The 23175-nt window shown below is 42.0% G+C and carries 21 protein-coding genes; 13 read left to right on the top strand and 8 right to left on the bottom strand.

The annotated features are described in order from the left end of the window. Positions 1 to 38: 38 nt before the first annotated feature. The 4 genes from C5N92_RS09295 to C5N92_RS09280 form a co-directional block, all read right to left on the bottom strand. Positions 39 to 1319 (bottom strand): AmpG family muropeptide MFS transporter, encoded by a 1281-nt coding sequence (locus C5N92_RS09295; protein WP_111750580.1) that lies wholly within the window; start codon positions 1317 to 1319, stop codon positions 39 to 41. Positions 1320 to 1322: 3 nt separating this feature from the next. Further along, the gene (galE, locus tag C5N92_RS09290) at positions 1323 to 2339 is read right to left on the bottom strand and encodes a UDP-glucose 4-epimerase GalE (RefSeq protein ID WP_111750579.1); all 1017 of its coding nucleotides are present in this window, start codon (positions 2337 to 2339) and stop codon (positions 1323 to 1325) included. A 64-nt stretch (positions 2340 to 2403) separates the two neighbouring features. Further along, positions 2404 to 3069, bottom strand: coding sequence for a pseudouridine synthase (locus C5N92_RS09285; protein ID WP_111750578.1), 666 nt, complete (start codon positions 3067 to 3069; stop codon positions 2404 to 2406). Positions 3070 to 3108: 39 nt separating this feature from the next. Beyond that, positions 3109 to 4263, bottom strand: coding sequence for a chorismate mutase (locus C5N92_RS09280; RefSeq protein WP_111750577.1), 1155 nt, complete (start codon positions 4261 to 4263; stop codon positions 3109 to 3111). Positions 4264 to 4423: 160 nt separating this feature from the next. On the opposite strand from C5N92_RS09280, the gene prlC reads away from it, so the two are divergent. Further along, positions 4424 to 6457 (top strand): oligopeptidase A, encoded by a 2034-nt coding sequence (gene prlC / locus C5N92_RS09275; RefSeq protein WP_111750576.1) that lies wholly within the window; start codon positions 4424 to 4426, stop codon positions 6455 to 6457. A 95-nt stretch (positions 6458 to 6552) separates the two neighbouring features. On the opposite strand, the gene cysZ is transcribed toward prlC, so the two are convergent. Then, positions 6553 to 7404: a sulfate transporter CysZ gene (gene cysZ / locus C5N92_RS09270; protein ID WP_111750575.1), complete on the bottom strand. Its 852-nt coding sequence runs from the start codon at positions 7402 to 7404 to the stop codon at positions 6553 to 6555. 110 nt (positions 7405 to 7514) lie between these two features. Between cysZ and zipA the strand changes: the two genes are divergently transcribed. The 3 genes from zipA to C5N92_RS09255 all read left to right on the top strand — a co-directional run bounded on the left by zipA (position 7515) and on the right by C5N92_RS09255 (position 10929). Then, positions 7515 to 8339: a cell division protein ZipA gene (gene zipA, locus C5N92_RS09265; protein ID WP_111750574.1), complete on the top strand. Its 825-nt coding sequence runs from the start codon at positions 7515 to 7517 to the stop codon at positions 8337 to 8339. Between the two features lie 63 nt (positions 8340 to 8402). Next, entirely contained in the window at positions 8403 to 10421 is a 2019-nt protein-coding gene (gene ligA / locus C5N92_RS09260) for an NAD-dependent DNA ligase LigA (protein WP_111750573.1), read from the top strand. 1 nt (position 10422) lies between these two features. Then, positions 10423 to 10929: a DUF2301 domain-containing membrane protein gene (locus C5N92_RS09255; RefSeq protein WP_111750572.1), complete on the top strand. Its 507-nt coding sequence runs from the start codon at positions 10423 to 10425 to the stop codon at positions 10927 to 10929. A gap of 88 nt (positions 10930 to 11017) precedes the next feature. Here C5N92_RS09255 and ybaK read toward each other — a convergent pair whose 3' ends face one another. Beyond that, positions 11018 to 11494: a Cys-tRNA(Pro)/Cys-tRNA(Cys) deacylase YbaK gene (gene ybaK / locus C5N92_RS09250; RefSeq protein ID WP_111750571.1), complete on the bottom strand. Its 477-nt coding sequence runs from the start codon at positions 11492 to 11494 to the stop codon at positions 11018 to 11020. 70 nt (positions 11495 to 11564) lie between these two features. Here ybaK and C5N92_RS09245 point away from each other — a divergent pair, with 70 nt between their 5' ends. Beyond that, positions 11565 to 12554 (top strand): oxidoreductase, encoded by a 990-nt coding sequence (locus C5N92_RS09245; protein WP_111750570.1) that lies wholly within the window; start codon positions 11565 to 11567, stop codon positions 12552 to 12554. A gap of 72 nt (positions 12555 to 12626) precedes the next feature. Here C5N92_RS09245 and C5N92_RS09240 read toward each other — a convergent pair whose 3' ends face one another. Continuing rightward, positions 12627 to 13127, bottom strand: a complete 501-nt coding sequence (locus C5N92_RS09240) for a hypothetical protein (protein ID WP_111750569.1) — start codon at positions 13125 to 13127, stop codon at positions 12627 to 12629. A gap of 37 nt (positions 13128 to 13164) precedes the next feature. After that, positions 13165 to 13719, bottom strand: coding sequence for an opacity family porin (locus C5N92_RS09235; protein WP_111750568.1), 555 nt, complete (start codon positions 13717 to 13719; stop codon positions 13165 to 13167). A 154-nt stretch (positions 13720 to 13873) separates the two neighbouring features. Here C5N92_RS09235 and C5N92_RS09230 point away from each other — a divergent pair, with 154 nt between their 5' ends. From C5N92_RS09230 to C5N92_RS09195, 8 genes are all read left to right on the top strand, one after another. Further along, positions 13874 to 14266 (top strand): helix-turn-helix domain-containing protein, encoded by a 393-nt coding sequence (locus C5N92_RS09230; RefSeq protein ID WP_111750567.1) that lies wholly within the window; start codon positions 13874 to 13876, stop codon positions 14264 to 14266. Between the two features lie 200 nt (positions 14267 to 14466). Beyond that, positions 14467 to 15762 carry an NCS2 family permease gene (locus C5N92_RS09225; RefSeq protein ID WP_111750566.1) on the top strand — a complete coding sequence of 432 codons (1296 nt, stop codon included), beginning with the start codon at positions 14467 to 14469 and terminating at the stop codon, positions 15760 to 15762. Positions 15763 to 15958: 196 nt separating this feature from the next. Next, positions 15959 to 17185 carry a uracil-xanthine permease family protein gene (locus tag C5N92_RS09220; protein ID WP_111750565.1) on the top strand — a complete coding sequence of 409 codons (1227 nt, stop codon included), beginning with the start codon at positions 15959 to 15961 and terminating at the stop codon, positions 17183 to 17185. Between the two features lie 322 nt (positions 17186 to 17507). Next, a complete protein-coding gene (gene alr, locus C5N92_RS09215) occupies positions 17508 to 18632 on the top strand; it encodes an alanine racemase (RefSeq protein WP_111750564.1) in 1125 nt (374 codons plus the stop codon). A gap of 152 nt (positions 18633 to 18784) precedes the next feature. Beyond that, positions 18785 to 19837, top strand: coding sequence for a UDP-glucose--hexose-1-phosphate uridylyltransferase (locus C5N92_RS09210; RefSeq protein ID WP_111750563.1), 1053 nt, complete (start codon positions 18785 to 18787; stop codon positions 19835 to 19837). A gap of 347 nt (positions 19838 to 20184) precedes the next feature. Further along, a complete protein-coding gene (gene galK / locus C5N92_RS09205; RefSeq protein WP_111750562.1) occupies positions 20185 to 21342 on the top strand; it encodes a galactokinase in 1158 nt (385 codons plus the stop codon). Positions 21343 to 21416: 74 nt separating this feature from the next. Beyond that, positions 21417 to 22403 carry a galactose-1-epimerase gene (locus tag C5N92_RS09200; RefSeq protein ID WP_111750561.1) on the top strand — a complete coding sequence of 329 codons (987 nt, stop codon included), beginning with the start codon at positions 21417 to 21419 and terminating at the stop codon, positions 22401 to 22403. 29 nt (positions 22404 to 22432) lie between these two features. Continuing rightward, on the top strand, positions 22433 to 23155 hold the full coding sequence (locus C5N92_RS09195) for a copper homeostasis protein CutC (protein ID WP_111750560.1): 723 nt from the start codon (positions 22433 to 22435) through the stop codon (positions 23153 to 23155). Positions 23156 to 23175: the final 20 nt, after the last annotated feature.

Below are 23175 nucleotides of genomic sequence, written 5' to 3'. Positions count from 1 at the left end.
TATTAGGCATTAAGCATAATATTTATGCTTTAGGCGATTTATTTATCGTGCTTTTTCTCATTCCAAGGTGCTACCCAAAACAGGCAAAGCATTCCCGGAATAGCTAAGAAGAAACAGATCCAATAGAAGTGATAAAAGCCCACGCTTTCTGCCAATGCTCCTGATGTTGCACCGATCAGTTTGCTTGGGATTGCGGTTAAACTAGTGAAAATCGCAAATTGGGTGGCGGTGTAAAGCGGGTTGGTTTCACGGGAAATATAGGCAACAAAGCAGGCTGTGCCTAAGCCGATGCCGATATATTCGCCCACGATAACTGCCGATAAAGCAAAGCGTTCGTAAGTGCCGATCGTCTCAAATTTGCCGTGACTGGCAAGCCACGCAAAGCCGAGTAACATCAGCATTTGGAACACGCCGAAAATCCAAAGCGAGCGGTTCACGCCGATGCGTAACATCAACACACCGCCGACCATTCCAGCCACAATTGATGCCCATAAGCCATTGATTTTAACCGCTGTGCCTAAATCGGTACGGCTAAAACCCATATCTAAAATAAAAGCACTTTGGAGCGTTGCGGCAAAAGAGTCGCCCAGATTATAAAGCAACATAAAGGTGAGCGTACCGACCGCTGCCCATAAGCCTTTGCGTTGGAAAAACTCTTTGAATGGGATAACAAAAGCTTCGTGGAAAGGTAAATGGCGGTTATCTTGCAAAATTTTCGGCTCTTTGGCTAAGAATAGGCTCAAAATAATGCCAGGTATCATAAATAACGCCGTGAATAAAAACACCGTTTCCCACGGATAATGATCGGACACAATCAAAGCTAAACCGCCTGGAATTAAGCCTGCGATACGGTAGCCGTTGATATGAACGGAGTTGCCTAAGCCGAGTTCTTCATCACTTAAAATTTCACGGCGATAGGCATCGACCACAATATCTTGCACCGCTGACACCGCAGCCACTGCAATGGCTAACATCATCACCGCTTTGATGTCTTGCGTTGGATTGAAAAAGCCAAAGCAAGCTATTAAGCCGAGCAAGATCACTTGGGTAAAGAACATCCAGCTACGGCGGCGACCAAGAAAGTTCGGGTAGTAGCGGTCAAACAATGGCGCGACCAAAAACTTCCACGTATAAGGCAAGCCCACAATCGCAAAAAAGCCGATGGTTTTCAAATCGACCTGCTCCGAGCGTAACCACGCAGGAATAAGCTGATAGATAAAATATAACGGCAAGCCCGATGTAAACCCTGTAAATACGCAGAGCAACATTTTGTAACTAAATATTTGTCGCCAAAGAGAAACCTGTGCTTGCTCGCTCATCTTCTACCCCTTATAACCGTTCGGGTTATTTTTCTGCCAATTCCACGTATCTTTCATCATCTGATTGAGATCGTATTGCGTTTTCCAACCAAGCTGTTCAAGGGCTTTTTGCGGATTTGAGTAACACACCGCAATATCGCCTGGACGGCGATCGACCAATTTATAAGGAACATTGATGTTATTAGCTTGCTCAAAGGCTTTCACCATATCCAGCACAGAATAGCCCGTACCTGTGCCTAAGTTATACACGTGGAAACCTGCATCATCTTGATGTTTTTCTAAGGCTTTCAAATGCCCGATAGCCAAATCTACAACATGAATATAATCACGCACGCCCGTGCCGTCGTGGGTGTCGTAATCACTGCCGAATACGGAAAGTTGTTGCAACTTGCCAACCGCCACTTGACTGATATAAGGCAATAAATTATTTGGAATACCGTTAGGATCTTCACCAATCAGACCGCTTGCGTGAGCCCCAACAGGATTGAAATAGCGTAACACCACCGCACTGAATTGTGGGAAAGCACGAGCCGTATCTTCTAAGATACGTTCAACCATATATTTTGATGTGCCATAAGGGTTAGTTGTACCACCGACTTCGCAATTTTCAGTAATCGGGATCTCTTTTGGATCGCCATAAACCGTTGCCGATGAACTAAACACAATGGTATTCACATTGGCTTTGAGCATCTCTTCCACTAGCACAATCGAGCCTGTGACATTATTTTGATAATAACGCAACGGCTCACGCACGCTTTCGCCCACTGCTTTTAAGCCAGCAAAGTGAATGACGGAGTCGATCCGATTTTCCGCAAAAATGTGGCGTAACATCGTACGATCTAAAATATCTCCCTGATAAAAGCGGACGGATTTTCCCGTAATTTGCTTCACACGCTCTAAAGAGATTTCTGATGAGTTGGACAAATTATCCAACACCACAATCTCTTTACCTTGATTTAATAATTCCACCACTGTATGTGAGCCGATATAGCCTGCTCCGCCTGTGACTAAAATTGCCATAGCTTGATCCTTATATAAAAAATTTGCGGTTAGTTTACTCTTTTTCGCAAAAAAATCATCAAATCTAACCGCTTGTATTGCTTAATTTTAACTGTTTAAAGAGCGTTGCTTTCTCTTTATCGCTTAAAATACGATATTCTCCCGCCGCTAAATCGGCTAGTTGAAATTCTCCCAAGCCAACTCGAACCAGACGTAACGTTGGAAAGCCAATATGTGCTGTCATTCGACGAACTTGACGATTTCTCCCTTCGGTAATTTTTAACTCAATCCACGACGTTGGAATAGTTTTTCGCTCACGAATTTTAGGGGCGGTTGCCCACTCAAAATCAGGTGCAGAAATTGCTTTTGCTTTGGCAGGTTTGGTTAAACCATCTTTTAATTCAACACCTTTGTTCAGTTTGGCTAAATCTTCAGCCTGTGGAATTCCTTCAACTTGCACCCAATAGGTTTTCTCTTTTTCAAATTTTGGGTTGGCTAAACGATGTTGAATTTCGCCATTATTTGTCAACAATAACAGCCCTTCGCTATCACGGTCCAAACGCCCAACGGGATAAATGTGTGGAATAGGAATAAACGCTTTGAGTGTTTGGCGATGTTGCTCATCGGTAAATTGTGTGAGTACATCATAAGGCTTGTTAAACAGTACAACGACAGTTTCTGAAAACGAGAGAGCCGTTTTTTTAGGTCGCTGAATAGGGCGTTTTTTTAGGGGTGATTTAGGTTTAAACATAGTTAAATAGTGGGTGCAAGTCACCCACAATCGTTATTTCTATAATTTCACAGGCTCAATAATTTCACTTGGATAGCAACCCAACACTTTGACGAAACTCGTGACACTTTCCAACGCTTTTAACGCATTTTGGGTATTTTCGTTGTGAATGTTGGCATCAAGTTCCACATAGAACATCTCTTCCCACGGTTTGCCGTAAATCGGGCGAGACTCCAATTTCACCATACGAATCCCGTGCTGTTTAAAGACAATTAACGCATCAACCAAGGCTCCAGCTTGTTGTGTTGTGGTCATCAATAACAGGGTTTTGGTTTGCACTTGTGGCGATACATTCACAGGATTTTTTGCCACCACAATAAAGCGAGTGATGTTGTTCTCTTGATTAGCAATATCACTTTTTAATACTTCTAAACCATACAATTTACCGCCGTCTTCATTGCCCAACGCCACACAATTTGGTTTGTTCAAGCGAGCCACTAATTGCATTGCGTGGGAGCTACTTTCACAATATTTAATATGCACTTTATCAAGGCTTTGAATAAATTGACTACACTGTTGTGCTGGCTGTGGGTGGGTGTAAATCGTATCAACCTGTGCAAAATCAGCGTTACTCGTTCCTAACACACAATGTTTAATCGGATAGGCAAGCTCACCGACTAAGGTCAAATCCGTATGTTGCAACAGATCATAGACTTCGTTGATCGAGCCTGATGTAGTATTTTCAAGGGGCAACACGCCGTAATCCGCCTCACCCTGTTTCACTTTCTCAAATACCGCATCAAAGGATTCACAGCTTAATTCCACAAGGGAAGCGGTGCTATTTTTCATAAATTGACGAGAAGCCAAATGCGAATAAGAGCCACGCATACCCAAAAAAGCAAGGGTGATATTCTCTTGATTTTGATTGAGCTTATTTTGCAGGTAATGCTGTTGAGTCAGCACCGAATCTTCAATAATCCGCTGGAAAATTTGTGTCACATATTGCGGATCAAGCTGATAATTCTCTGCTTGAGCAAAATTGACCAACTCTTGCAGTAACTGTTTTTCACGCTCCACATCACGCAACGGCTTTTTGGTGATCTCTTTACTTCGCACCACATCAAAGGCTAAGCGGTGGCGTTCAGAGAGTAATTTCAATAAGTTACGGTCAATTTGTGTAATTTGCTGACGAATATCCGATAAATCTAACGACATTGTGTGTTCCTAAGCGGTCAGTTTGGGTTGATTTTTTGCAATCTAGTTATATTAAAGGCTTGAGATTCTAGCGACTTCCCTTTTAAATCACAATCAACTAATGAAAATAATCGCTAAAATGGTAAGATACCGCGATTTTAGTAAATAAAGAGGATATCGAATGTCAAACCCACTTTTAAACCACACAGGTTTACCTAAATTCTCACAAATTCAACCTGAACACGTGGTGCCTGCTATTGAGCAATTAATTCAACAATGCCGTGATACCATTGAGCAAGTAGCACAAATTGAGCAGCCGACTTGGGAAAATTTCTATCTACCACAAGCCATTACGGGCGATAAACTTTCTCGTGCGTGGTCGCCTGTCGGACATTTAAATGCCGTGAAAAATAGCCCTGAATTGCGTGAAGCCTATCAAGCCTGTTTGCCGATGTTGTCGGAATACAGCACTTGGGTGGGGCAACATCAAGGGTTGTATCAAGGCTATGTGAAGCTCAAAAATAGCCCTGAGTTTGCTCACTATTCCCTTGCTCAGAAAAAGGCGATAGAAAACAGCTTGCGTGATTTTGAGTTATCGGGCATTTCGTTACCTGCCGATAAACAGAAACGTTATGGCGAAATTTCTGCTCGTTTGTCAGAACTTAGCTCACAATTTAGCAACAATGTGCTTGATGCCACAATGGGTTGGGATATTGTGATTGAAGATGAAGAACAGCTCAAAGGCTTGCCAGAATCTGCGTTGGAAGGGGCGAAATTATCCGCTCAAAGCAAAGAGAAATCGGGCTACCGTTTCACCCTTGAGTTTCCAAGCTATTTGCCTGTAATGACCTATTGCGAAAACCGTGAACTTCGCCAAAAAATGTATGAAGCCTATAACACACGGGCATCAGATCAAGGTCCAAACTCAGGTAAATGGGATAACTCAGCCATTATGGCGGAAACCCTTGAGTTACGCTTAGAGTTAGCCAAATTACTCGGTTTTGAAAGCTATGCCGATCTTTCCCTTGCGACCAAAATGGCGGAAAACCCAACACAAGTGGTTGATTTCTTGGAAGGTTTAGCAAATCGTTCTAAAGAGCAAGGCAAAAAAGAGTTAGCTGAGCTAAAAGCCTTTGCAAAAGAGAGCTATGGCGTAAGCGAGTTACAGCCGTGGGATATTGCGTTTTATAGCGAAAAACAGAAACAAGCCCTATATGCGATCAACGATGAAGAGCTTCGTCCTTATTTCCCTGAAGAACGTGTTCTTTCGGGGTTATTTGAACTGGTGAAACGCATTTTTGGTATGCGAGTGGAAGAGCAGAAAGAATTTGACAGCTATCACGAAAATGTTCGTTTTTTCAATATTTTTGATGAAACAGACCGCTTGCGTGGTTCATTCTATTTGGATTTATACGCTCGTGAAAATAAACGTGGCGGTGCTTGGATGGACGATTGTATCAATCAAAAACGTCTAGCGGACGGTTCATTGCAAAAACCTGTTGCCTACTTAACCTGTAACTTCAATAAACCGATTGGCGATAAACCAGCTCTGTTCACACACGATGAAGTCACAACCCTGTTCCACGAGTTTGGACACGGTATTCACCATATGCTGACCGAAATTGATGTGGGTGATGTTTCAGGGATTAACGGCGTGCCGTGGGATGCGGTTGAGCTACCAAGTCAATTCCTTGAAAACTGGTGCTGGGAAGAAGAGGCTCTTGCCTTTATTTCAGGGCATTACCAAACAGGCGAACCACTGCCAAAAGAGAAATTGACCCAGTTACTGAAAGCGAAAAACTTCCAAGCCGCAATGTTTGTGTTACGCCAGTTAGAATTTGGCTTATTCGATTTCCGTTTACATATGAGCGAACCGAAAGAAAATATTGTGTTAGATACGCTAAAAGCGGTCAAAGCACAAGTTGCCGTGGTGGAATTGCCGACCTTCGTACGCACCCCACACAGCTTCTCGCACATTTTCGCTGGGGGCTATGCCGCAGGCTATTACAGCTACTTATGGGCGGAAGTATTATCGGCAGATGCCTTTGCACGTTTTGAAGAAGAAGGGATTTTCAATCGTGAAGTCGGTCAGTCTTTCTTAGATAACATCTTAACCCGTGGCGGTTCGGAAGAACCGATGGTGTTGTTTGAACGCTTCCGTGGTCGTAAGCCAACGTTAGATGCGTTGTTAAGACATAAAGGCATCGGACATTAATCTAAAAGAAACTGATCGCAAGCGGTCAGTTTCTCTCTATTTTTTGCAAAATAGTCAAAGAAAAAGGAAGAACAATAAATGTTCTTCCTTTTCCATTATTTCTTCACAATCTCACCATTTCGAACTTCTGTACTAACAGCCGTACTTCGATTTTTTGTCGTAAAATCAGCGCCTTCAAATTCACCTGTTTGATTTCCTAAGAAGAAACTACGGTATTCTTTTACCCACATCGCCGTTGCGCCACAGACTGCAACAGGCATCACTACTAAATTAATAAAAGGTAGCATAGTAAACAGGCTGACCAATGCACCAAAGGTAAAATTCATAGTTCGGTATTGCGCCAATGCATTTCGCATACGCTGAAATTGGATTTTATGGTTATCAAAAGGATAGTCACAGTACTGAATCGCAATGAGCCAAGCCCCAAAAATAAAGGCTAACACAGGCACTACGGTTTGCCCTAAAACAGGCACAAAACCTAATAAAAACAACGCAATAAGACGGGGAATGCTATACCACATTTTTTGCCACTCTCGTTTTAACATTCTCGGCACGTCTTTAAGCATCTCCGCAAATCCCATTTCTGTTAAATTTTCACCCGATAATTGCTGTTCAACTTTTTCAGCCAGTAAGGCGTTAAACGGCGCAGCGATAAAATTAGCAAGGGTTGTAAAGGCAAAATAAAATGCCACGAGAATCATCAAAAAGATCAGCGGAATAAGAATAAAGCTTAACCACTCAAGCCAAGAAGGTAGGAGCGCATCAAGTAATCCACCGACATTCGCAAAGAAAAACCAAATTAATCCAATCATCAATACCGCATTAATAATGACGGGAAAAATGATAAAAGGCATTAACTGACGCTGTAACATTAAACGCCAGCCATAGATAAAATAATGGAAGCCTGCTCCAATTTGAGTCTCAGGCGTAGAAAATGGTGAAGACATAATCAACCTTTCTGTTCAAATTTTTAAAAGAAATATGGTAAGCTATACACCTACATTTCGCCAAGGACGAAATTTTAAATTTGACGTTTTTTTAAGCTAAAGAGGACAAAATGGACACGCATATTCTTTTCTTTATTTTAGCAGGGGTATTAATCGCTGTTTTAATCGGATACAGTATTTGGTCTGCACGCCGTGAAAAATCACGCGTTTTTTCTAATACCTTTACCACTCGTCCGCCTTCTGCACCGATTAATAATGAGATTACTGCGGATATTCCAGCAAGCTTAAATACTCAAGGAATGCATTCGTACACATCTGCTCACCAAGAGACGCCAGCACATGATATGGCGCAAGTGCAACAAGATGTACAAGAAAATGTGAGCAAAATCCGTATTAGCTTACAAGATCAACCGCAAAATACGCAAAATACAACCTATCAAACAAACAGCGTTGAACAGGCATCTTTTGAAGCACAATCACAGCCTGAAGTGCAGTTGAACGAATCATCAGCACCACAGCAGATGCAACAAACAGCAGAGCCGAGCATTGTTACGCTTTATGTGGTTGCGCCTGAAGGGGCTCAATTCCGTGGTGATGTTGTGGTTCAAAATTTAGAAGCGCTTGGCTTTTTATATGGCGAATACCAAATTTTCCACCGTCATTTAGATAATCCAGCAAGCCCAGTTCTCTTTAGCGTGGCGAATATGATGCAACCAGGTGTCTTTGATTTAGCTAAAATTGAGCAATTTGCGACAGTAGGTTTAGTATTCTTTATGCACCTTCCTTCAGCAGGTAACGATCTTGCAAATCTCAAATTGATGATTAGAACGGTGGAAAGCTTTGCTCAATCTGTGGGTGGCTTTATTTTAGATGAACAGCAACAGCTGTTTGATGATGAAAAACGTCAACATTATCTGTTACGTGTAAAATCATAATTTGCAAAAAATATATTAAATCTGACCGCTTGCAAGCGGTCTTTTTTATCGAGAAATTTACCTATGCCAAACTCTATTGAAGCTCAACTTGAACATTTACGTGAAAAACTGCGTGAATATGAATACCACTACCACGTTTTAGATAATCCACTTGTACCTGATGCGGAATATGACCGCTTGATGAATGAATTAAAAAATTTGGAATGGCAATATCCTGAATTAATCACGTCCGATTCACCGACCCAACGCGTTGGAGCAAAACCGTTAGATGGCTTTGCTCAAATTACCCACGAAATCCCGATGCTCTCTTTAGACAATGCTTTTTCTGATGATGATCTCACAGGCTTTTTGCGTCGTATTGAAGATCGTATTGCGATCAACAGTAATCAGATTGAATTTTGCTGTGAACCGAAACTCGATGGCTTAGCGGTAAGTATTCTTTATGTTGATGGTGTGCTAACTCAAGCCGCAACCCGTGGCGACGGGACAACAGGGGAAGATATTACCGCCAATATCCGTACAATTCGCAATATTCCATTAAAACTAAAAAGTAGTCATCCACCACACCGTTTAGAAGTGCGTGGCGAAGTTTTTATGCCACAGCAAGGTTTTGAGCAGTTAAATGAAAAAGCTTTGGCAAAAGGTGAAAAAACTTTTGCCAACCCCCGTAATGCAGCAGCAGGTTCATTACGTCAGCTTGATCCGAAAATCACTAGCCAACGCCCATTAATGTTGAATGCCTATAATATTGGGGTTTATGAGAGTGATGATGAACTCCCGACGACGCATTTTGACCGCTTGCAGTGGTTAAAAACCTTAGGGATTCCTGTCAATGCTGAAATTACATTGGCAACAGGTTCTCAAGCCCTGAGTGCTTTCTACCAAAAAATTCAAGCAAAACGTAGCTCACTGGGTTATGACATTGACGGCACGGTATTGAAAGTCAATGAGATTGCGTTGCAAGAACAGCTTGGCTTTATCTCAAAAGCACCTCGTTGGGCGATTGCTTACAAATTCCCTGCGCAAGAAGAGATGACGATTCTGAACGATGTCGAATTTCAGGTGGGCAGAACGGGGGCAATTACCCCTGTGGCAAAATTAGAACCTGTCTTTGTCGCGGGAGTAACAGTAAGCAATGCTACCTTACATAACGGTGATGAGATTGAGCGTTTAGGCATTGCAATTGGGGATACGGTGATTATTCGCCGAGCAGGCGATGTAATTCCGCAAATTGTGGGCGTTGTGGCTGAACGTCGTCCTGACAATGCAAAAAAAATTGCTTTTCCAACCGCTTGCCCTGTTTGTAACTCAGCTGTGGTACGTGTCGATGGCGAAGCGGTTGCTCGCTGTACAGGGGGATTATTCTGCGGAGCCCAACGTAAAGAGGCGTTAAAGCATTTCGTTTCACGCAAAGCAATGGATATTGATGGCGTGGGTGAAAAACTGATTGAACAACTGATGGAGCGTGAGCTGATCCATACCCCGGCAGATCTGTTTAAACTCGATCACACCACCTTGATGCGTTTAGATCGAATGGGAGAAAAATCCGCCAATAATGCACTACAAAGTATCGAAAAGGCGAAAAATACGACACTTGCTCGTTTCTTATTTGCCTTGGGGATTCGAGATGTGGGCGAATCTACCGCACAAAATCTCGCAAATCACTTTGGTACGCTTGATGCGATTCGCCAAGCGGATTTAGATACACTAAAACAAGTACAAGATGTTGGAGAAGTGGTGGCAAACCGCCTATTCCAATTCTGGCAAGAACCACATAATGTTGAAGTGGTGGAAGATTTGATTGCTCAAGGGGTGACGTGGCAAGATGTGGTGCAACAAGAGATTGCCGACAATCCGTTAAAAGATAAAACGGTGGTACTGACAGGGACATTAACACAGCTCACCCGTGATCAAGCAAAAGCCTTATTACAGCAACTCGGTTGTAAAGTGTCAGGCAGTGTATCAAGTAAAACGGACTATTTGATTGCAGGGGAAAAGGCTGGCTCGAAACTGGCAAAAGCCCAAGAGTTAGGCGTGAAAGTGTTGAGCGAACAAGACTTAGTGAATTTAGCAGGACTATAAGATGGCAGATCCGCATATTCAATCGCCGATGGATGTTTGGGATTATGTGACGGTTATCCTATATCGTTCAGGTTTCGTGCTGGCAACGATAATGCTTGGGCTATTTCCGTTTTATACGGATATCGCCCAACTTGGTTTGTTGATGGCAGGCACAATGCTCGCCTCTTCATTGCATTTATACTTAAAGCAATTTCGCTATTTGTTTCAATTTGCCATGTGGATCGGCTTACTTTGTCACATTTTCGGTTTGACTGAATTAGCGACAGGTGCGGTCTTTGTCGTACTTGGCGGACTAAGCTATAAAGAATATTTCTGCTTTCGGGTCTTTGGCTTAAATTTCCAACCGCTGTTATTGGCGGTGCTATGGTTCAGTTGGGTATTAGCATGGCATCTACCAACGCTCATCTTAAGCGGAATTTGCGCTGTATTACTGCTGTTTCTTTCTATTCAGAAATGGAAGATGCCATTACATTTTGATATCGGGGATAAGAGTAAATATCAGAACTAAAGTTGTTTAAGTCTCTGGTAGGGTGGGCATCCTTGCCCACCGTTGATTTATGTGGTGGGCAAGGATGCCCACCCTACAATCAATTTACTTATCCTTCTTGGATATCCGCAAATTGTGCATCAAGCAACTTCGCCAAATCTTGCGGATTTAACTCCACATCTAACCCACGTTTACCGCCAGAGACAAAAATGGTTTCAAACTGCTCCGCAGAGATATCAATAACGGTCGGTAAACGCTTCTTTTGCCCCAATGGACTAATGCCACCAAGTAAATAACCTGTGGTTTTTTGAGCAATTTCTTTGTCCGCCATTTCCACTTTTTTGACATTCAACGCTTGAGCCGCTCGTTTTAAATTGAGCATTTTTGATACTGGCACAACCATTACTGCGAGCTTTTTCTGATCGCCATTTTCTGCCACAAGTAATGTTTTAAAAACTTGATCCGCATTTAAACCTAATTTATCAACGGCTTCTTGTCCGAAATTGGTGTTATTCGGATCGTGATCATAAGGGTGAAGTTGAAAGGCTATTTTCTGTTTTTTCAATAAATTGATCGCTGGTGTCACGGTTTTTTCCTTTCGCAATCGCGATAAAAAAGAGTAAAATTAGCCTTTATTTTGACGAGAGAGAAACAAAATGGCAAACATTCGTTTAGCAATTACAGCAGATTTTTTATTAGCCGAGAAATTATTAGAAGCCTTAGAACAAAGTAGTTTAGATTTTGAACAAATTTCAGCTGTTGAATTGGAAAGTTTTGGCGAAGAACATTCTCTGCGTTTCGGTGCAAAAGCTGTTGAGCAAATCGCTGTTGAAGATGTCGATTGGTCGCAATTTAGTCACGTTCTCTTTGCGGGCAAAATGGCAAATGCAGAATTGCTGGCTCAAGCGGTACAAGCAGGCTGTGTGATTTTAGATCTCTACGGTATTTCTGCATTAATCGGCAATGTGCCAGTGATTGTGCCAAGTGTAAATAACGAAATGATCGCCAATGTGCGTGAGCGAAATATTGTTGCTTTAGCAAATCCACAAATCAGCCAATTAGCACTTGCCTTAAAGCCATTGTTGGATCAGCCTATTCAACATATTTTTGTCACATCACTGTTGCCATCGGCGTATTTTGGTGATGAAAAAGTGCGTGAGTTAGCAGGACAAACCGCTCAGTTGTTAAACGGTATTCCCCTTGATGATGAAAAACCACGTGTGGCGTTTGATGCTGTGCCTGCGAATGTGCAGGGCGATGAAAAACACCTGCCGTTCTCTCGTGCCTTCGAGCTACAACTTGCAAAAGTTCTGCCAAATCTAACCGCTAGTGTGACTTTCCATTCTGTGCAAGTACCTGTTTTCTATGGCATTTCACAGATGATCAGCGTGCAATCTGAATATACTTTAGATGCAACCGCATTAAGTGAGCAGTGGCAACAACAAGCGTGGGTAAAATTTAACTCTGATAATGTAATTACCCCTGTCAAAAATGGCGAAGATGAAGAAACCAATGTCTTACAGATTAGCCAGCTACTCAATAAAAATGAAAACGCACTACAATTCTGGACAGTGGCTGATGAACAGCGTTTTAGTTTAGCGTTCTTGGCGGTGGAGTTGTTGAAAGAAGTGTTAGAGTATGAATAATATATAATGAAATATAAGCGGTTAGATGACACATATCTTTTACAATATAAGGTTATCTAGCCGCTTTAGTCATTACAGTTCAACTGGTTGTAGCTTTATTCTTTGATCTGCAGTTAAACTATCTATTGAAATAATATGCAATGATTGTTCTGAGTTTGTGAAATCTACGCTTACTTCATCTGGTAGCTTATACATAGCCCCTGTTAGTGGATCTACGATCAAATACCCAGGAATCCCTCCGAATAACAGATTTCCACCAAGATACCATCCATCTACACTAGAATTTAATTCCACCACTTTCTTACGGCTAGCTTTTTTCCCTTTGCTAGGTAATGTAAATGTAATTTTATACTTTTCACCTTTGAAATAGCCAGCACTAGCCTTTAATGTAACTGTATCTGGAGTTACTCCATTTGCAACTTCCTCTCCATTTCTATTTTCTATAGAATATGTTGCCCCTTTTGGGGTAGATTTAATTGTGACTGGGTATTCACTTTTACTTACGATTGTCGCACACCCAGTTGAAAAAATTGCAAGAAACATTAATGTAACTAACTTATATAGATTTTTCATCGTTAAATATCCCTAATTATGTTCCCAATACTTTGAACTAAAAACTATATTTAATCCCAATATTAGCACCAGCTGCAAATGCATTAGAAGCAACTCGGTTATATTCTAGATTTGCATTAAGAGAAACATTATTTGTTAACTTATATTGAGCTCCAGCCATAATTCCCAAACCTAAGCTACTATCAGAATAAGAATCTTGATAGTTAAAATAACTAGATCTTGATGAATATTTAAGATCTGCTTTGGTATATGCAAGACGTAAACCTAGATATGGAGTTAATAGATTAATAGGCGTAAAATCATAAAATCCTGTCACTCCCAATGATTTAAATTTCATAGATTCAGTATAGGTTGTGTAATCCTCTTTGACCCTTCCGTAGTTTGTATAATCCACTGCTACACGAAAATTATTTTGGAAGTCATAACCAACGCTTAAACGTTGAGTAAAGACAGTACCACTAATAACGTCTTCTCCACCTGCTTCATCTTCTAAAGCAACTCTTGATGAACCTAAATCTGCTTGAACATATACTTGAGAGTGGGCTGATAACGCAAAAGCAGATAACAATGTTGCAATAAGTAATTTTTTCATAGTATAAGACCTCTAAATATGTGAAAATAACACTGTTGCATTACAGAAATGCACAATAATTTTATGTAATTTAACTGCACAACAACAGCGATAAACAAGGCGAATACTCGCCCTGTTTTGACAAAAAACACTCAAATTAGACAGGAACATAAAAATGGGAATGCACGATAAAATTCGTATGATGAGAGAACTCCATCAATGGTCACAGGAAGATATGGCTGAAAAAATGAATATGTCTCCTAGTGGTTATGCCAAAATTGAACGTGGAGAAACAAGACTTCAATACGATAAACTAGTGCAAATTGCTCAAATTTTTAATATTAGTTTGGCTGATTTAGTTGATAGTGAAAAAGGTGTCATTTTTTGTATGAATGATAATAGCGACTATATCTATACCAATTATGGTTCAAGCAATGAAGGGCTATCTTTCGAAATAGAAAAACTAAAATTGCAACTAGCTCATAAAGATGAATTACTTTCACAAAAAGATAATGAATTGGAATCTCTACGTAAAATGCTTTCTCTATTAGAAAAACAACTGTCATAAATAACTTTGTATATTACAACATTTACGCAAACGATTACGTCTTTACATTCTATCCCTTGAGTAATCCTAAGATTTTGGCTACACTCTGAACGAAATAGCCAAGACTTCCTATCTTCTTGTGCGTGTAGCACTGTCGGTTGCCTTCGTCGATTTCATTTCCATCTTATTTCCTGAAATTTTTTATGCTATTAAGAGGCACTATGCTCGAACGTTTGTTTCAACTGAAAGAAAAAGGCAGTAATGTCAAAACTGAAATTGTGGCAGGGATCACCACATTCTTTACGATGGTTTATATCGTTTTCGTCAACCCATCTATTTTAGGTGTGGCTGGTATGGATACCCAAGTTGTCTTTGTTACCACCTGTTTAATCGCCGCTTTTGGTACTATTGCGATGGGCTTATTTAGTAACTTGCCTATCGCACTCGCCCCTGCAATGGGTTTGAATGCCTTTTTTGCATTCGTCGTCGTTCAAAAACTCGGCTATACGTGGCAGACAGGAATGGGAGCAATCTTCTGGGGCTCTGTCGGTCTATTTATTCTCACGATATTGCAAGTTCGCTACTGGTTTATGTCAGCCATTCCACTTGGTTTACGTGTGGGTATTGGTGCGGGTATCGGCTTATTTATTGCGTTAATCGGCTTTAAAAATATGGGGCTTGTTGTCGCAAACCCTGCGACCTTAGTGGCGTTAGGTGAATTGCACGATCCAAAAGTCTTAATGGGTATTTTAGGCTTCTTTATTATCGTGGTACTGGCTGCAAAAGGTATTCATTCTGGCGTGTTAATTTCAATCGTTGTTGTAACTGCGTTAGCGTTAATCTTTGATCCTGATGTCAAATTCTCAGGCGTGATTTCAACACCACCAAGCCTTGAAGCTGTTGTTGGACAAGTCGATGTCGCAGGGGCATTAGATACCGCATTACTGGGGATTATCTTTTCCTTTATGTTGGTTAACTTGTTTGACTCATCAGGTACATTAATTGCGGTTACGAATAAAGCTGGAATTGCCGATGAACAAGGTCGTTTCCCAAAAATGAAACAGGCACTCTATGTCGATAGCGTCAGTGCTATGACGGGTTCTTATATGGGAACATCAGCGATCAGTACCTATATTGAAAGTGGTTCTGGGGTTTCTGTTGGTGGACGCACAGGTTTAACCGCTGTCGTTGTGGGCGTGCTTTTCCTATTAACGATCTTCTTCTCACCGCTTGCGGCTGTTGTGCCTGCTTATGCAACGGCGGGGGCTTTAGTGTTTGTCGGCATTTTAATGGCTTCAAGTTTAATTGAAGTAAAATGGGACGACTTAACCGAAGCGACACCTGCATTTATTACTACGGCAATGATGCCATTTACCTATTCGATTACTGAAGGGATTGCCTTTGGTTTCATTAGCTATTGCATTATGAAACTCTGTACAGGTCGAGTAAAAGAGATTAACCCTGCTGTTGCGGTGGTTTCACTACTCTTTATTGCTAAATTTGTTTGGGTTGGATAATTTCGCCTTGTGGGCACACGTTGTGTGCTCACATTATCTCTATGCAATATCACTTTCTGCCTTTACAAAATTTGCCTATCTAATTAATTTTTTTGACAAAAAAAATTCTGCAAACGTTTGCATTTTTCTATATAATGCCCGCCTGAGCTATGTCTTGTAGCTTGGCGACTATCAAACATTATTAGAGAGTTGAAAAATGACAACAGAAAATATCAGTACGCCTAAACAGGCGTTCGTTGGCTTACAAATGCTTTTCGTTGCATTTGGAGCATTGGTTCTAATGCCATTGATTACAGGCTTAGATCCTAACACAGCACTTCTTACTGCCGGTATCGGTACTTTAATCTTCCAAATCTGCACTAAAGGACAAGTTCCTATTTTCCTTGCTTCTTCTTTTGCGTTTATTGCACCTATTCAATATGGTGTTCAGCAATGGGGAATCCCTGTCACGATGGGCGGATTAGTTTTCTCTGGCTTGATCTACTTTGTCCTTTCCGCATTAGTTAAATTTAAAGGTGTGGCAATTTTAGATAAATTATTCCCGCCTGTTGTAGTTGGTCCTGTGATCATTATCATCGGCTTAGGGTTAGCCCCTGTTGGCGTAGATATGGCTATCGGTAAAGGTACAGATATTCCTTATTCAACAGCCATTACTGTTTCAATGATTACATTAATTACAACGCTTATTGTTGCAGTATTCTCAAAAGGAATGATGAAACTTGTGCCAATTATGTTCGCAATCGTGGTCGGTTATATTGTGTCACTCTTCTTCGGTTTAGTGAATTTCCAACCTGTTTATGATGCGGCGTGGTTCAGCTTACCAAAATTAACAGCGCCAGAATTTAAACTTGAAGCCATCCTTTACTTGCTTCCTATTGCCCTTGCACCAGCGGTAGAACACGTTGGTGGTATTATGGCGATTAGCTCTGTGACAGGTAAAAACTTCTTAAGCAAACCAGGCTTACACCGTACGCTTTTAGGTGACGGTATCGCAACATCTGCGGCAGCAATGTTAGGTGGTCCACCAAACACGACTTATGCAGAAGTCACCGGCGCTGTAATGCTCACGAAAAACTTCAATCCTAAAGTGATGACTTGGGCAGCGTGTTGGGCAATCGCGATTTCATTTTGTGGAAAAGTCGGCGCATTATTACAAACTATCCCAGGCGTTGTGATGGGCGGTATTATGATGTTAGTCTTCGGTTCTATCGCAGCCGTCGGTATGAGTACCTTAATTCGTGCGAAGGTAGATATGAGCGAAGCGCGTAACCTTTGTATCGTTTCTGTAGTGATGACGTTCGGTATCGGTGGTATGTTAATCAACGTGGGTGAATTTTCACTTAAAGGCATCAGCTTATGTGCTATCGTTGCCATTATCCTAAACTTAGTTCTACCAAAAGAAAAAGCAAATAAAGAAGAGTAGTTCTCTTTATAAAGCAAAAACGGTACGTTACGATCTGCATCTTAAAAGTTAGATTAATAACTAACTCTTCAGATGCAGATCTTTTAGAATATACACTACTATTAACTTTAACAACTTCTACTGTAGCATCTTCTATAGATGATATCTCTGCTGATACTTTAAACTAGGCTAAATAGAATTGCTAAGATAGCAATAGTAAGTGTCGCAAAGTCTCACCACATCATAAAAATTCTTTTGAATACGGTTTTTCCCTGAATTTCTAAGGATTTTTCCAAATTTAGGCGTATAATCTTCCCATTTTTGACCTAGATAGAATAAGCAAATGAAACCAGCAACAGCAACGATTAATGGCAGTGCATTACGCCATAATATGCGTTTAATCAAATCGCTTGCCCCTAACAGCAAAATTTGCGCCGTAGTGAAAGCCAATGCCTATGGACAGGGTATTCGTGCCGTGATTAAAAATTTAGAAGATCAGGTGGAAGCCTTTGGCGTTGCTCGAATTAAAGAAGCCTTAACCATTCAAGAAAGTGGTTATGCGGGGAAAATTTTACTGTTGGAAGGTTTTTTTGATCGAGAAGAGCTACTCAAAACTCTCTCTCGCCGTTTTGACACGGTCATTCACTGTATTGAACAGTTAGAATTGTTAGAGCAAGTGGCGAAAGAGTGGCAAGCCGAAAAAGAAAAAGGCTTTTGGAAACGTAAAACCAAGATCTATTTTCCCATTACTGTTTGGCTGAAAATTGATACAGGTATGCACCGTTTAGGTATTCATCCTGAGCAAGTTGCAGATTTTTATCAGAAACTGACCGCTTGTCCGTTGGTTGAAAGCGTGAATTTCGTCAGCCATTTTAGCCGAGCAGATGAGCCTGATTGTGGTTATACCGAAAGGCAAATTGCGACCTTTGAAACGGTCAGTCAGGGATACCCTGTTGAGCGTAGTATTTCAGCCTCTAGCGGCATTTTATATTGGAAAGAAGCCCATTATGATTGGGTTCGCCCAGGGATTATTATGCACGGCATTTCGCCACACAGTCAGCCGATTACCGATTTAGGCTTCAAACCTGTGATGACGCTCTCTTCCTCTTTAATTGCAGTTCGTACACACAAAGCAGGTGAGCCCGTTGGTTATGGCGGAGCTTGGGTCAGTGAAAAAGATACCAAAATCGGTGTGGTAGCAATCGGATACGGTGACGGCTATCCACGCAATGCTCCTGAAGGCACACCTGTATTTATCAATGGACGAAAAGTGCCTATCGTTGGGCGTGTTTCTATGGATATGATGACAGTCGATCTTGGTATTGACAGCCAAGATAAAGTCGGCGATGAAGTCGAACTTTGGGGCGAAAAGCTACTGATTGAAGAAGTAGCAGAAGCCATTGGCGTTATCAATTATGAGCTGATTACCAAACTCACCCCGCGAGTTATTCTTGAATACCGAGATTAAACCAATCTGACAAGCGGTTAGATTTGCAAAAAAATCTGCAAAACAGACCGCTTGAGTAATAGCCAATTATATTTTGTGATCTACTTCACATATTATTTACTCAATTTTCGCTATACTCCATTTAGTTTTAGTTTTCTGAAAGGATACTCCAAATGAGCCTGAAATTTGAGATAAATGATCATCCCCACCGTCGTTATAATCCGTTAAAAGATGAATGGATTTTGGTCTCGCCACACCGTGCGAAACGCCCTTGGTCGGGGCAGGTGGATAAAGCTGACGTTGAGCAGTTGCCGAGTTATGATGAGAAATGTTTTCTCTGTCCAACCAATCCCCGTGTATCAGGCGATTTGAACCCAGATTATCAAGGCACTTATGTGTTTGCCAATGACTTTGCGGCGTTGATGGCCGATACGCCTGATGCGCCAAATTCAGATAATCCGCTGTTTAAAATTCAAGGCGTGCGTGGTTTGGCAAGGGTGATTTGTTTTTCACCTGATCACAGCAAAACCTTGCCTGAATTGCCTGTGGAGAAAATTCGTGGCGTGGTGGATACGTGGAATGAGCAATTAGAAGAACTCGGTAAAGAGTATCTTTGGGTGCAAGCTTTTGAAAATAAAGGGGCAATGATGGGCTGTTCACAGCCACACCCACACGGACAGATTTGGGCGAACTCGTTTTTGCCGAATGAAATCGCTACCAAAGACCACAATTTACGCCGCTATTATCAACAATATGGCTCAAATTTGTTGGTCGATTATGCCGAAGCAGAGCGGAAAGACGGCACTCGAACCGTTACAGAAACAGAGCATTGGCTAGCGGTTGTGCCTTATTGGGCAGCGTGGCCTTATGAAACAATTTTGATGCCAAAACGCCATGTTAAGCGAATGAATGAACTGACCGAAGCGGAAAAAGATGATTTAGCGTTGGCGATTAAAAAACTCACTTGCCGTTATGACAATCTGTTTGAGTGTGCTTTCCCGTACTCAATGGGGTGGCATTTTGCCCCGTTCTTTAAAGACGGGCAGGATATTGAACATTGGCAACTGCACGCCTATTTTTATCCGCCACTGTTGCGTTCGGCAACCGTGCGAAAATTTATGGTAGGCTATGAGATGTTAGCCGAAGCCCAACGAGATTTAACCCCTGAACAAGCCGCCGAAAGATTAAGAGCGGTGAGTGAAGATGTGCATTACAAACAAAAATAGTTCGTAGGGTGGGTCTTGACCCACCATTTATCGTACGCATAGATGGTGTTCGTTTGTAACTATAACTATTCGAAACATATAATTCATTGATTTGAAATCACTCCTTTCCCCCGCTTGCGGGGGAAGGCGCCGAAGGCGGAAGGGGGGGATTGCAAACGAAGTTTGCAGAATTATAGCGATTTCTAACCGCTTGCAGTTTGCCCTTCGGGCAAATCTCTCCACCCTAACTCTTCCCCGTAAACGGGGGAAGGGAAAAGTATTTTAAAATCATAGTGTTATATGTTTAAAACAGTTGTAGTTGAAAACGTGCGCCAACAGTGAATAAATGTAAATAAGGAAGAATAAAAATGACCCCAACTCAACTCTCTCAAACACAATTTGAACAACATTTCGGTTATTCCGCAGAGCAAACGGTTTTTGCACCGGGACGTGTAAATATCATCGGTGAGCATACAGACTACAATGACGGTTTTGTGATGCCTTGTGCGATCAATTACGGTATGGCGGTGAGCTTTAGCAAACGTGATGATAGCATTTGGCGTGTGTATGCGATTGATATTAACGAAACTGATGCATTTGATATTAAAAAGGATATTCCGCAAAGCGAAGATAAATGGAAAAACTATGTGCGTGGCGTAGTGAAATATATTAAAGAACGTTGCCCTGAATTTATTCAAGGGGCGGATATTGCGATGACGAGCGATGTGCCGATGTCGTCTGGCTTAAGTTCGTCTGCGGCACTTGAGATTTCAATAGGAAAAACCTGCCAAGTATTAGGTAATTTAGAGCTAAGCTTGGCGGAAATTGCCTTAATTGGACAGCGTGCCGAAAATAAATTTGTCGGCGCAAATTGTGGCAATATGGACCAGCTCACATCGGCATTAGGGCAAAAAGATCACCTTGTAATGATCGACTGCCGAAGCCTAGAGATCAGCCCGACTCCTGTGCCACAGGGCTATTCTATTGCGATCATCAACTCCAATGTGAAGCACGATTTAGTCACAGGCGAATACAACAGCCGCCGTCAAGAGTGTGAATTTGCCGCTCAATTCTTCGGAGTGAAAGCCTTACGAGACGTTAGCCCAGAGCAATTTATTGAGCGTGCTGCCGAGTTACAACAGCTTAACGAATTAGCCTACAAACGTGCTAAACACGTGATCAGCGAAAATCACCGAGTGCTTGAAGCAGTTCAAGCGTTAAAAGCCAACGATATGCAAAAATTAGGCGTATTAATGGGCGAGTCTCACGACTCAATGCGTGATGATTTTGAAATCACCATTCCTGAAATCGACTACCTTGTCGAATTGGCTCAGGTGGCTATCGGTAAGGACGGCGGTGCAAGAATGACGGGCGGTGGATTTGGCGGTTGTATCGTTTGCTTAGTGCCGAACGACAAAGTGGAAGCAGTGCGTAAAATCATTGCCGATAATTATGAAAAACAGACAGGGATTAAAGAGACGTTCTATGTTTGTACAGCGAGTGATGGGGTGAGAGTGGTTGCTTAACCTAAAATCCCCCCCTTCCGCCTTCGGCACCTTCCCCCGTAAACGGGGGAAGGGAATAATCACAAGGAGACAAAATGAATCTCTACATTCTCGAAAACCCCCACTTAAAAATCACGCTGTCTGACTTCGGGGCGTCGTGGCTTTCTTGTATTGTTAAGCTGTCGAACGAACAGCGAGAAGTGCTTGTTACCACCACACCAGAGCGTTGGCACGAACAATCTGCCTATTTTGGTGCAACGGTGGGGCGTTATGCTAACCGCATTGCCAATGGCGAATATCAGCTAAATGGCAACACATTTAAACTTGCTCAAAATAACGGCGAAAATAACCTGCACGGCGGTTTGGTAGGGGCAGATAAATGCGTTTGGCAAGTCGTTTCAGCCGATGAACAAGCGATCACTTTCCATAAAATTTTTGCAAATGGCGAAGAAGGCTTTGGCGGCGAAGTGTCGGCGACAGTCACTTATCGTTTAAACGGCAATCAGCTTGAGCTTGACTTTAGGGCGATAAGCAACGAAGATACGCCACTTTGCTTTACTAACCACGCTTATTTCAATCTGTCGAACGAGCCGACCATTCATCAACATCAGTTACAGCTCAATGCAGAACATTATTTGCCTGTGGGTTCAAATGGTATTCCGAATGCTCCATTAAAAGCGGTTGTAGGGACGAGTTTTGATTTTCGTAAGGCAAAACCGATTGGGCGAGATCTGTTAGCCGATAGCGATCAACAGGCAGTCAAAGGTTACGATCACGCTTTCTTGCTTGCAAAAAATAGCAAAGATCTGACCGCTTGCTTGCCTGATGCCACGCTCTCTTACGACAATCTTCGCCTTGAATTGCGAACCACCAAACCTGCCCTACAAATCTATACGGGCAACTGGCTTGGCGGGCAGCCTGATCTGCACAATGGAGAATATGCCGACTACGCTGGCGTGGCGTTAGAGCCTGAATTTTTCCCTGATACGCCAAATCACCCTGAATGGTGGCACTACGGCGGTATTAGCAAGGCGAACGAGCCTTATCAACATCAAATTCACTATCGCTTTATTGTCGAATAACAGGCAAAAATATCGGGGAAAAGGGATAGATGAAAGTTGAGATTTGTGTTGATAATATCGAGTCGCTTATCACGGCAAATCAATTCCCGATTGACCGTATTGAACTTTGCTCTGCCCTTGCGGTAGGCGGTTTAACGCCAAACTATGCTTTTATCAAACAGGCATTGACACATTCTCGTGTGCCTATCGTCCTGATGATTCGTCCACGCTCTGGTGATTTTCTGTATAGCGAAATGGAAGTCGAAATGATGTTGCAAGAGATTGCGATGGCAAAACAGCTTGGCGTACAAGCGGTGGTTTTCGGGGCATTATCTGCAACGGGTGAGATCGATTTAGCTACTACCGCACGTTTAGTTCAAGCATCGCAAGGAATGGAGATCACCTTTCATCGAGCCTTTGATCTTTGTCAAGATCCTTTTGTAGCTTTGGAGCAACTGATCGATCTCGGTGTTCATCGTATTCTTACATCGGGGCAAGCCAGCACAGCGTTTGCTGGCATACCCGTGATTCAGCGGTTGGTGCAACAAGCCAATCAGCGTATTCAAATAATGGCAGGCTGTGGCATTAATGCCGAGAATGTCAAACACATTATTGAGCAAACTCAAGTCCCTGAAATTCACTTTTCAGCCAAAGGGCAACGGAAAAGTGCAATGCAGTGGAAAAGTGCCGTAAAAATGGGAAGTGCGTCACAAGATGATCAACTGGATGTAGCGGATGCGGAAAAAATAAGAAAAATTATGCTACATCTCTAATTTACTAATTAAGGAGACCA

The organism is Glaesserella australis, assembly GCF_003260095.1.
Lineage (GTDB): Bacteria > Pseudomonadota > Gammaproteobacteria > Enterobacterales > Pasteurellaceae > Glaesserella > Glaesserella australis.
The sequence above is the reverse complement of the archived record's forward strand: the minus strand, read 5'-3'. Positions and strand labels throughout refer to the sequence as shown.

Coding starts and splice junctions, on each gene's coding strand:
- C5N92_RS09295 (WP_111750580.1), bottom strand. CDS start 1,319: ATGAGCGAGCAAGCACAGGTTTCTCTTTGGCGACAAATATTTAGTTAC.
- galE (WP_111750579.1), bottom strand. CDS start 2,339: ATGGCAATTTTAGTCACAGGCGGAGCAGGCTATATCGGCTCACATACA.
- C5N92_RS09285 (WP_111750578.1), bottom strand. CDS start 3,069: ATGTTTAAACCTAAATCACCCCTAAAAAAACGCCCTATTCAGCGACCT.
- C5N92_RS09280 (WP_111750577.1), bottom strand. CDS start 4,263: ATGTCGTTAGATTTATCGGATATTCGTCAGCAAATTACACAAATTGAC.
- prlC (WP_111750576.1), top strand. CDS start 4,424: ATGTCAAACCCACTTTTAAACCACACAGGTTTACCTAAATTCTCACAA.
- cysZ (WP_111750575.1), bottom strand. CDS start 7,404: ATGTCTTCACCATTTTCTACGCCTGAGACTCAAATTGGAGCAGGCTTC.
- zipA (WP_111750574.1), top strand. CDS start 7,515: ATGGACACGCATATTCTTTTCTTTATTTTAGCAGGGGTATTAATCGCT.
- ligA (WP_111750573.1), top strand. CDS start 8,403: ATGCCAAACTCTATTGAAGCTCAACTTGAACATTTACGTGAAAAACTG.
- C5N92_RS09255 (WP_111750572.1), top strand. CDS start 10,423: ATGGCAGATCCGCATATTCAATCGCCGATGGATGTTTGGGATTATGTG.
- C5N92_RS09245 (WP_111750570.1), top strand. CDS start 11,565: ATGGCAAACATTCGTTTAGCAATTACAGCAGATTTTTTATTAGCCGAG.
- C5N92_RS09240 (WP_111750569.1), bottom strand. CDS start 13,127: ATGAAAAATCTATATAAGTTAGTTACATTAATGTTTCTTGCAATTTTT.
- C5N92_RS09235 (WP_111750568.1), bottom strand. CDS start 13,719: ATGAAAAAATTACTTATTGCAACATTGTTATCTGCTTTTGCGTTATCA.
- C5N92_RS09230 (WP_111750567.1), top strand. CDS start 13,874: ATGGGAATGCACGATAAAATTCGTATGATGAGAGAACTCCATCAATGG.
- C5N92_RS09225 (WP_111750566.1), top strand. CDS start 14,467: ATGCTCGAACGTTTGTTTCAACTGAAAGAAAAAGGCAGTAATGTCAAA.
- C5N92_RS09220 (WP_111750565.1), top strand. CDS start 15,959: ATGACAACAGAAAATATCAGTACGCCTAAACAGGCGTTCGTTGGCTTA.
- alr (WP_111750564.1), top strand. CDS start 17,508: ATGAAACCAGCAACAGCAACGATTAATGGCAGTGCATTACGCCATAAT.
- C5N92_RS09210 (WP_111750563.1), top strand. CDS start 18,785: ATGAGCCTGAAATTTGAGATAAATGATCATCCCCACCGTCGTTATAAT.
- galK (WP_111750562.1), top strand. CDS start 20,185: ATGACCCCAACTCAACTCTCTCAAACACAATTTGAACAACATTTCGGT.
- C5N92_RS09200 (WP_111750561.1), top strand. CDS start 21,417: ATGAATCTCTACATTCTCGAAAACCCCCACTTAAAAATCACGCTGTCT.
- C5N92_RS09195 (WP_111750560.1), top strand. CDS start 22,433: ATGAAAGTTGAGATTTGTGTTGATAATATCGAGTCGCTTATCACGGCA.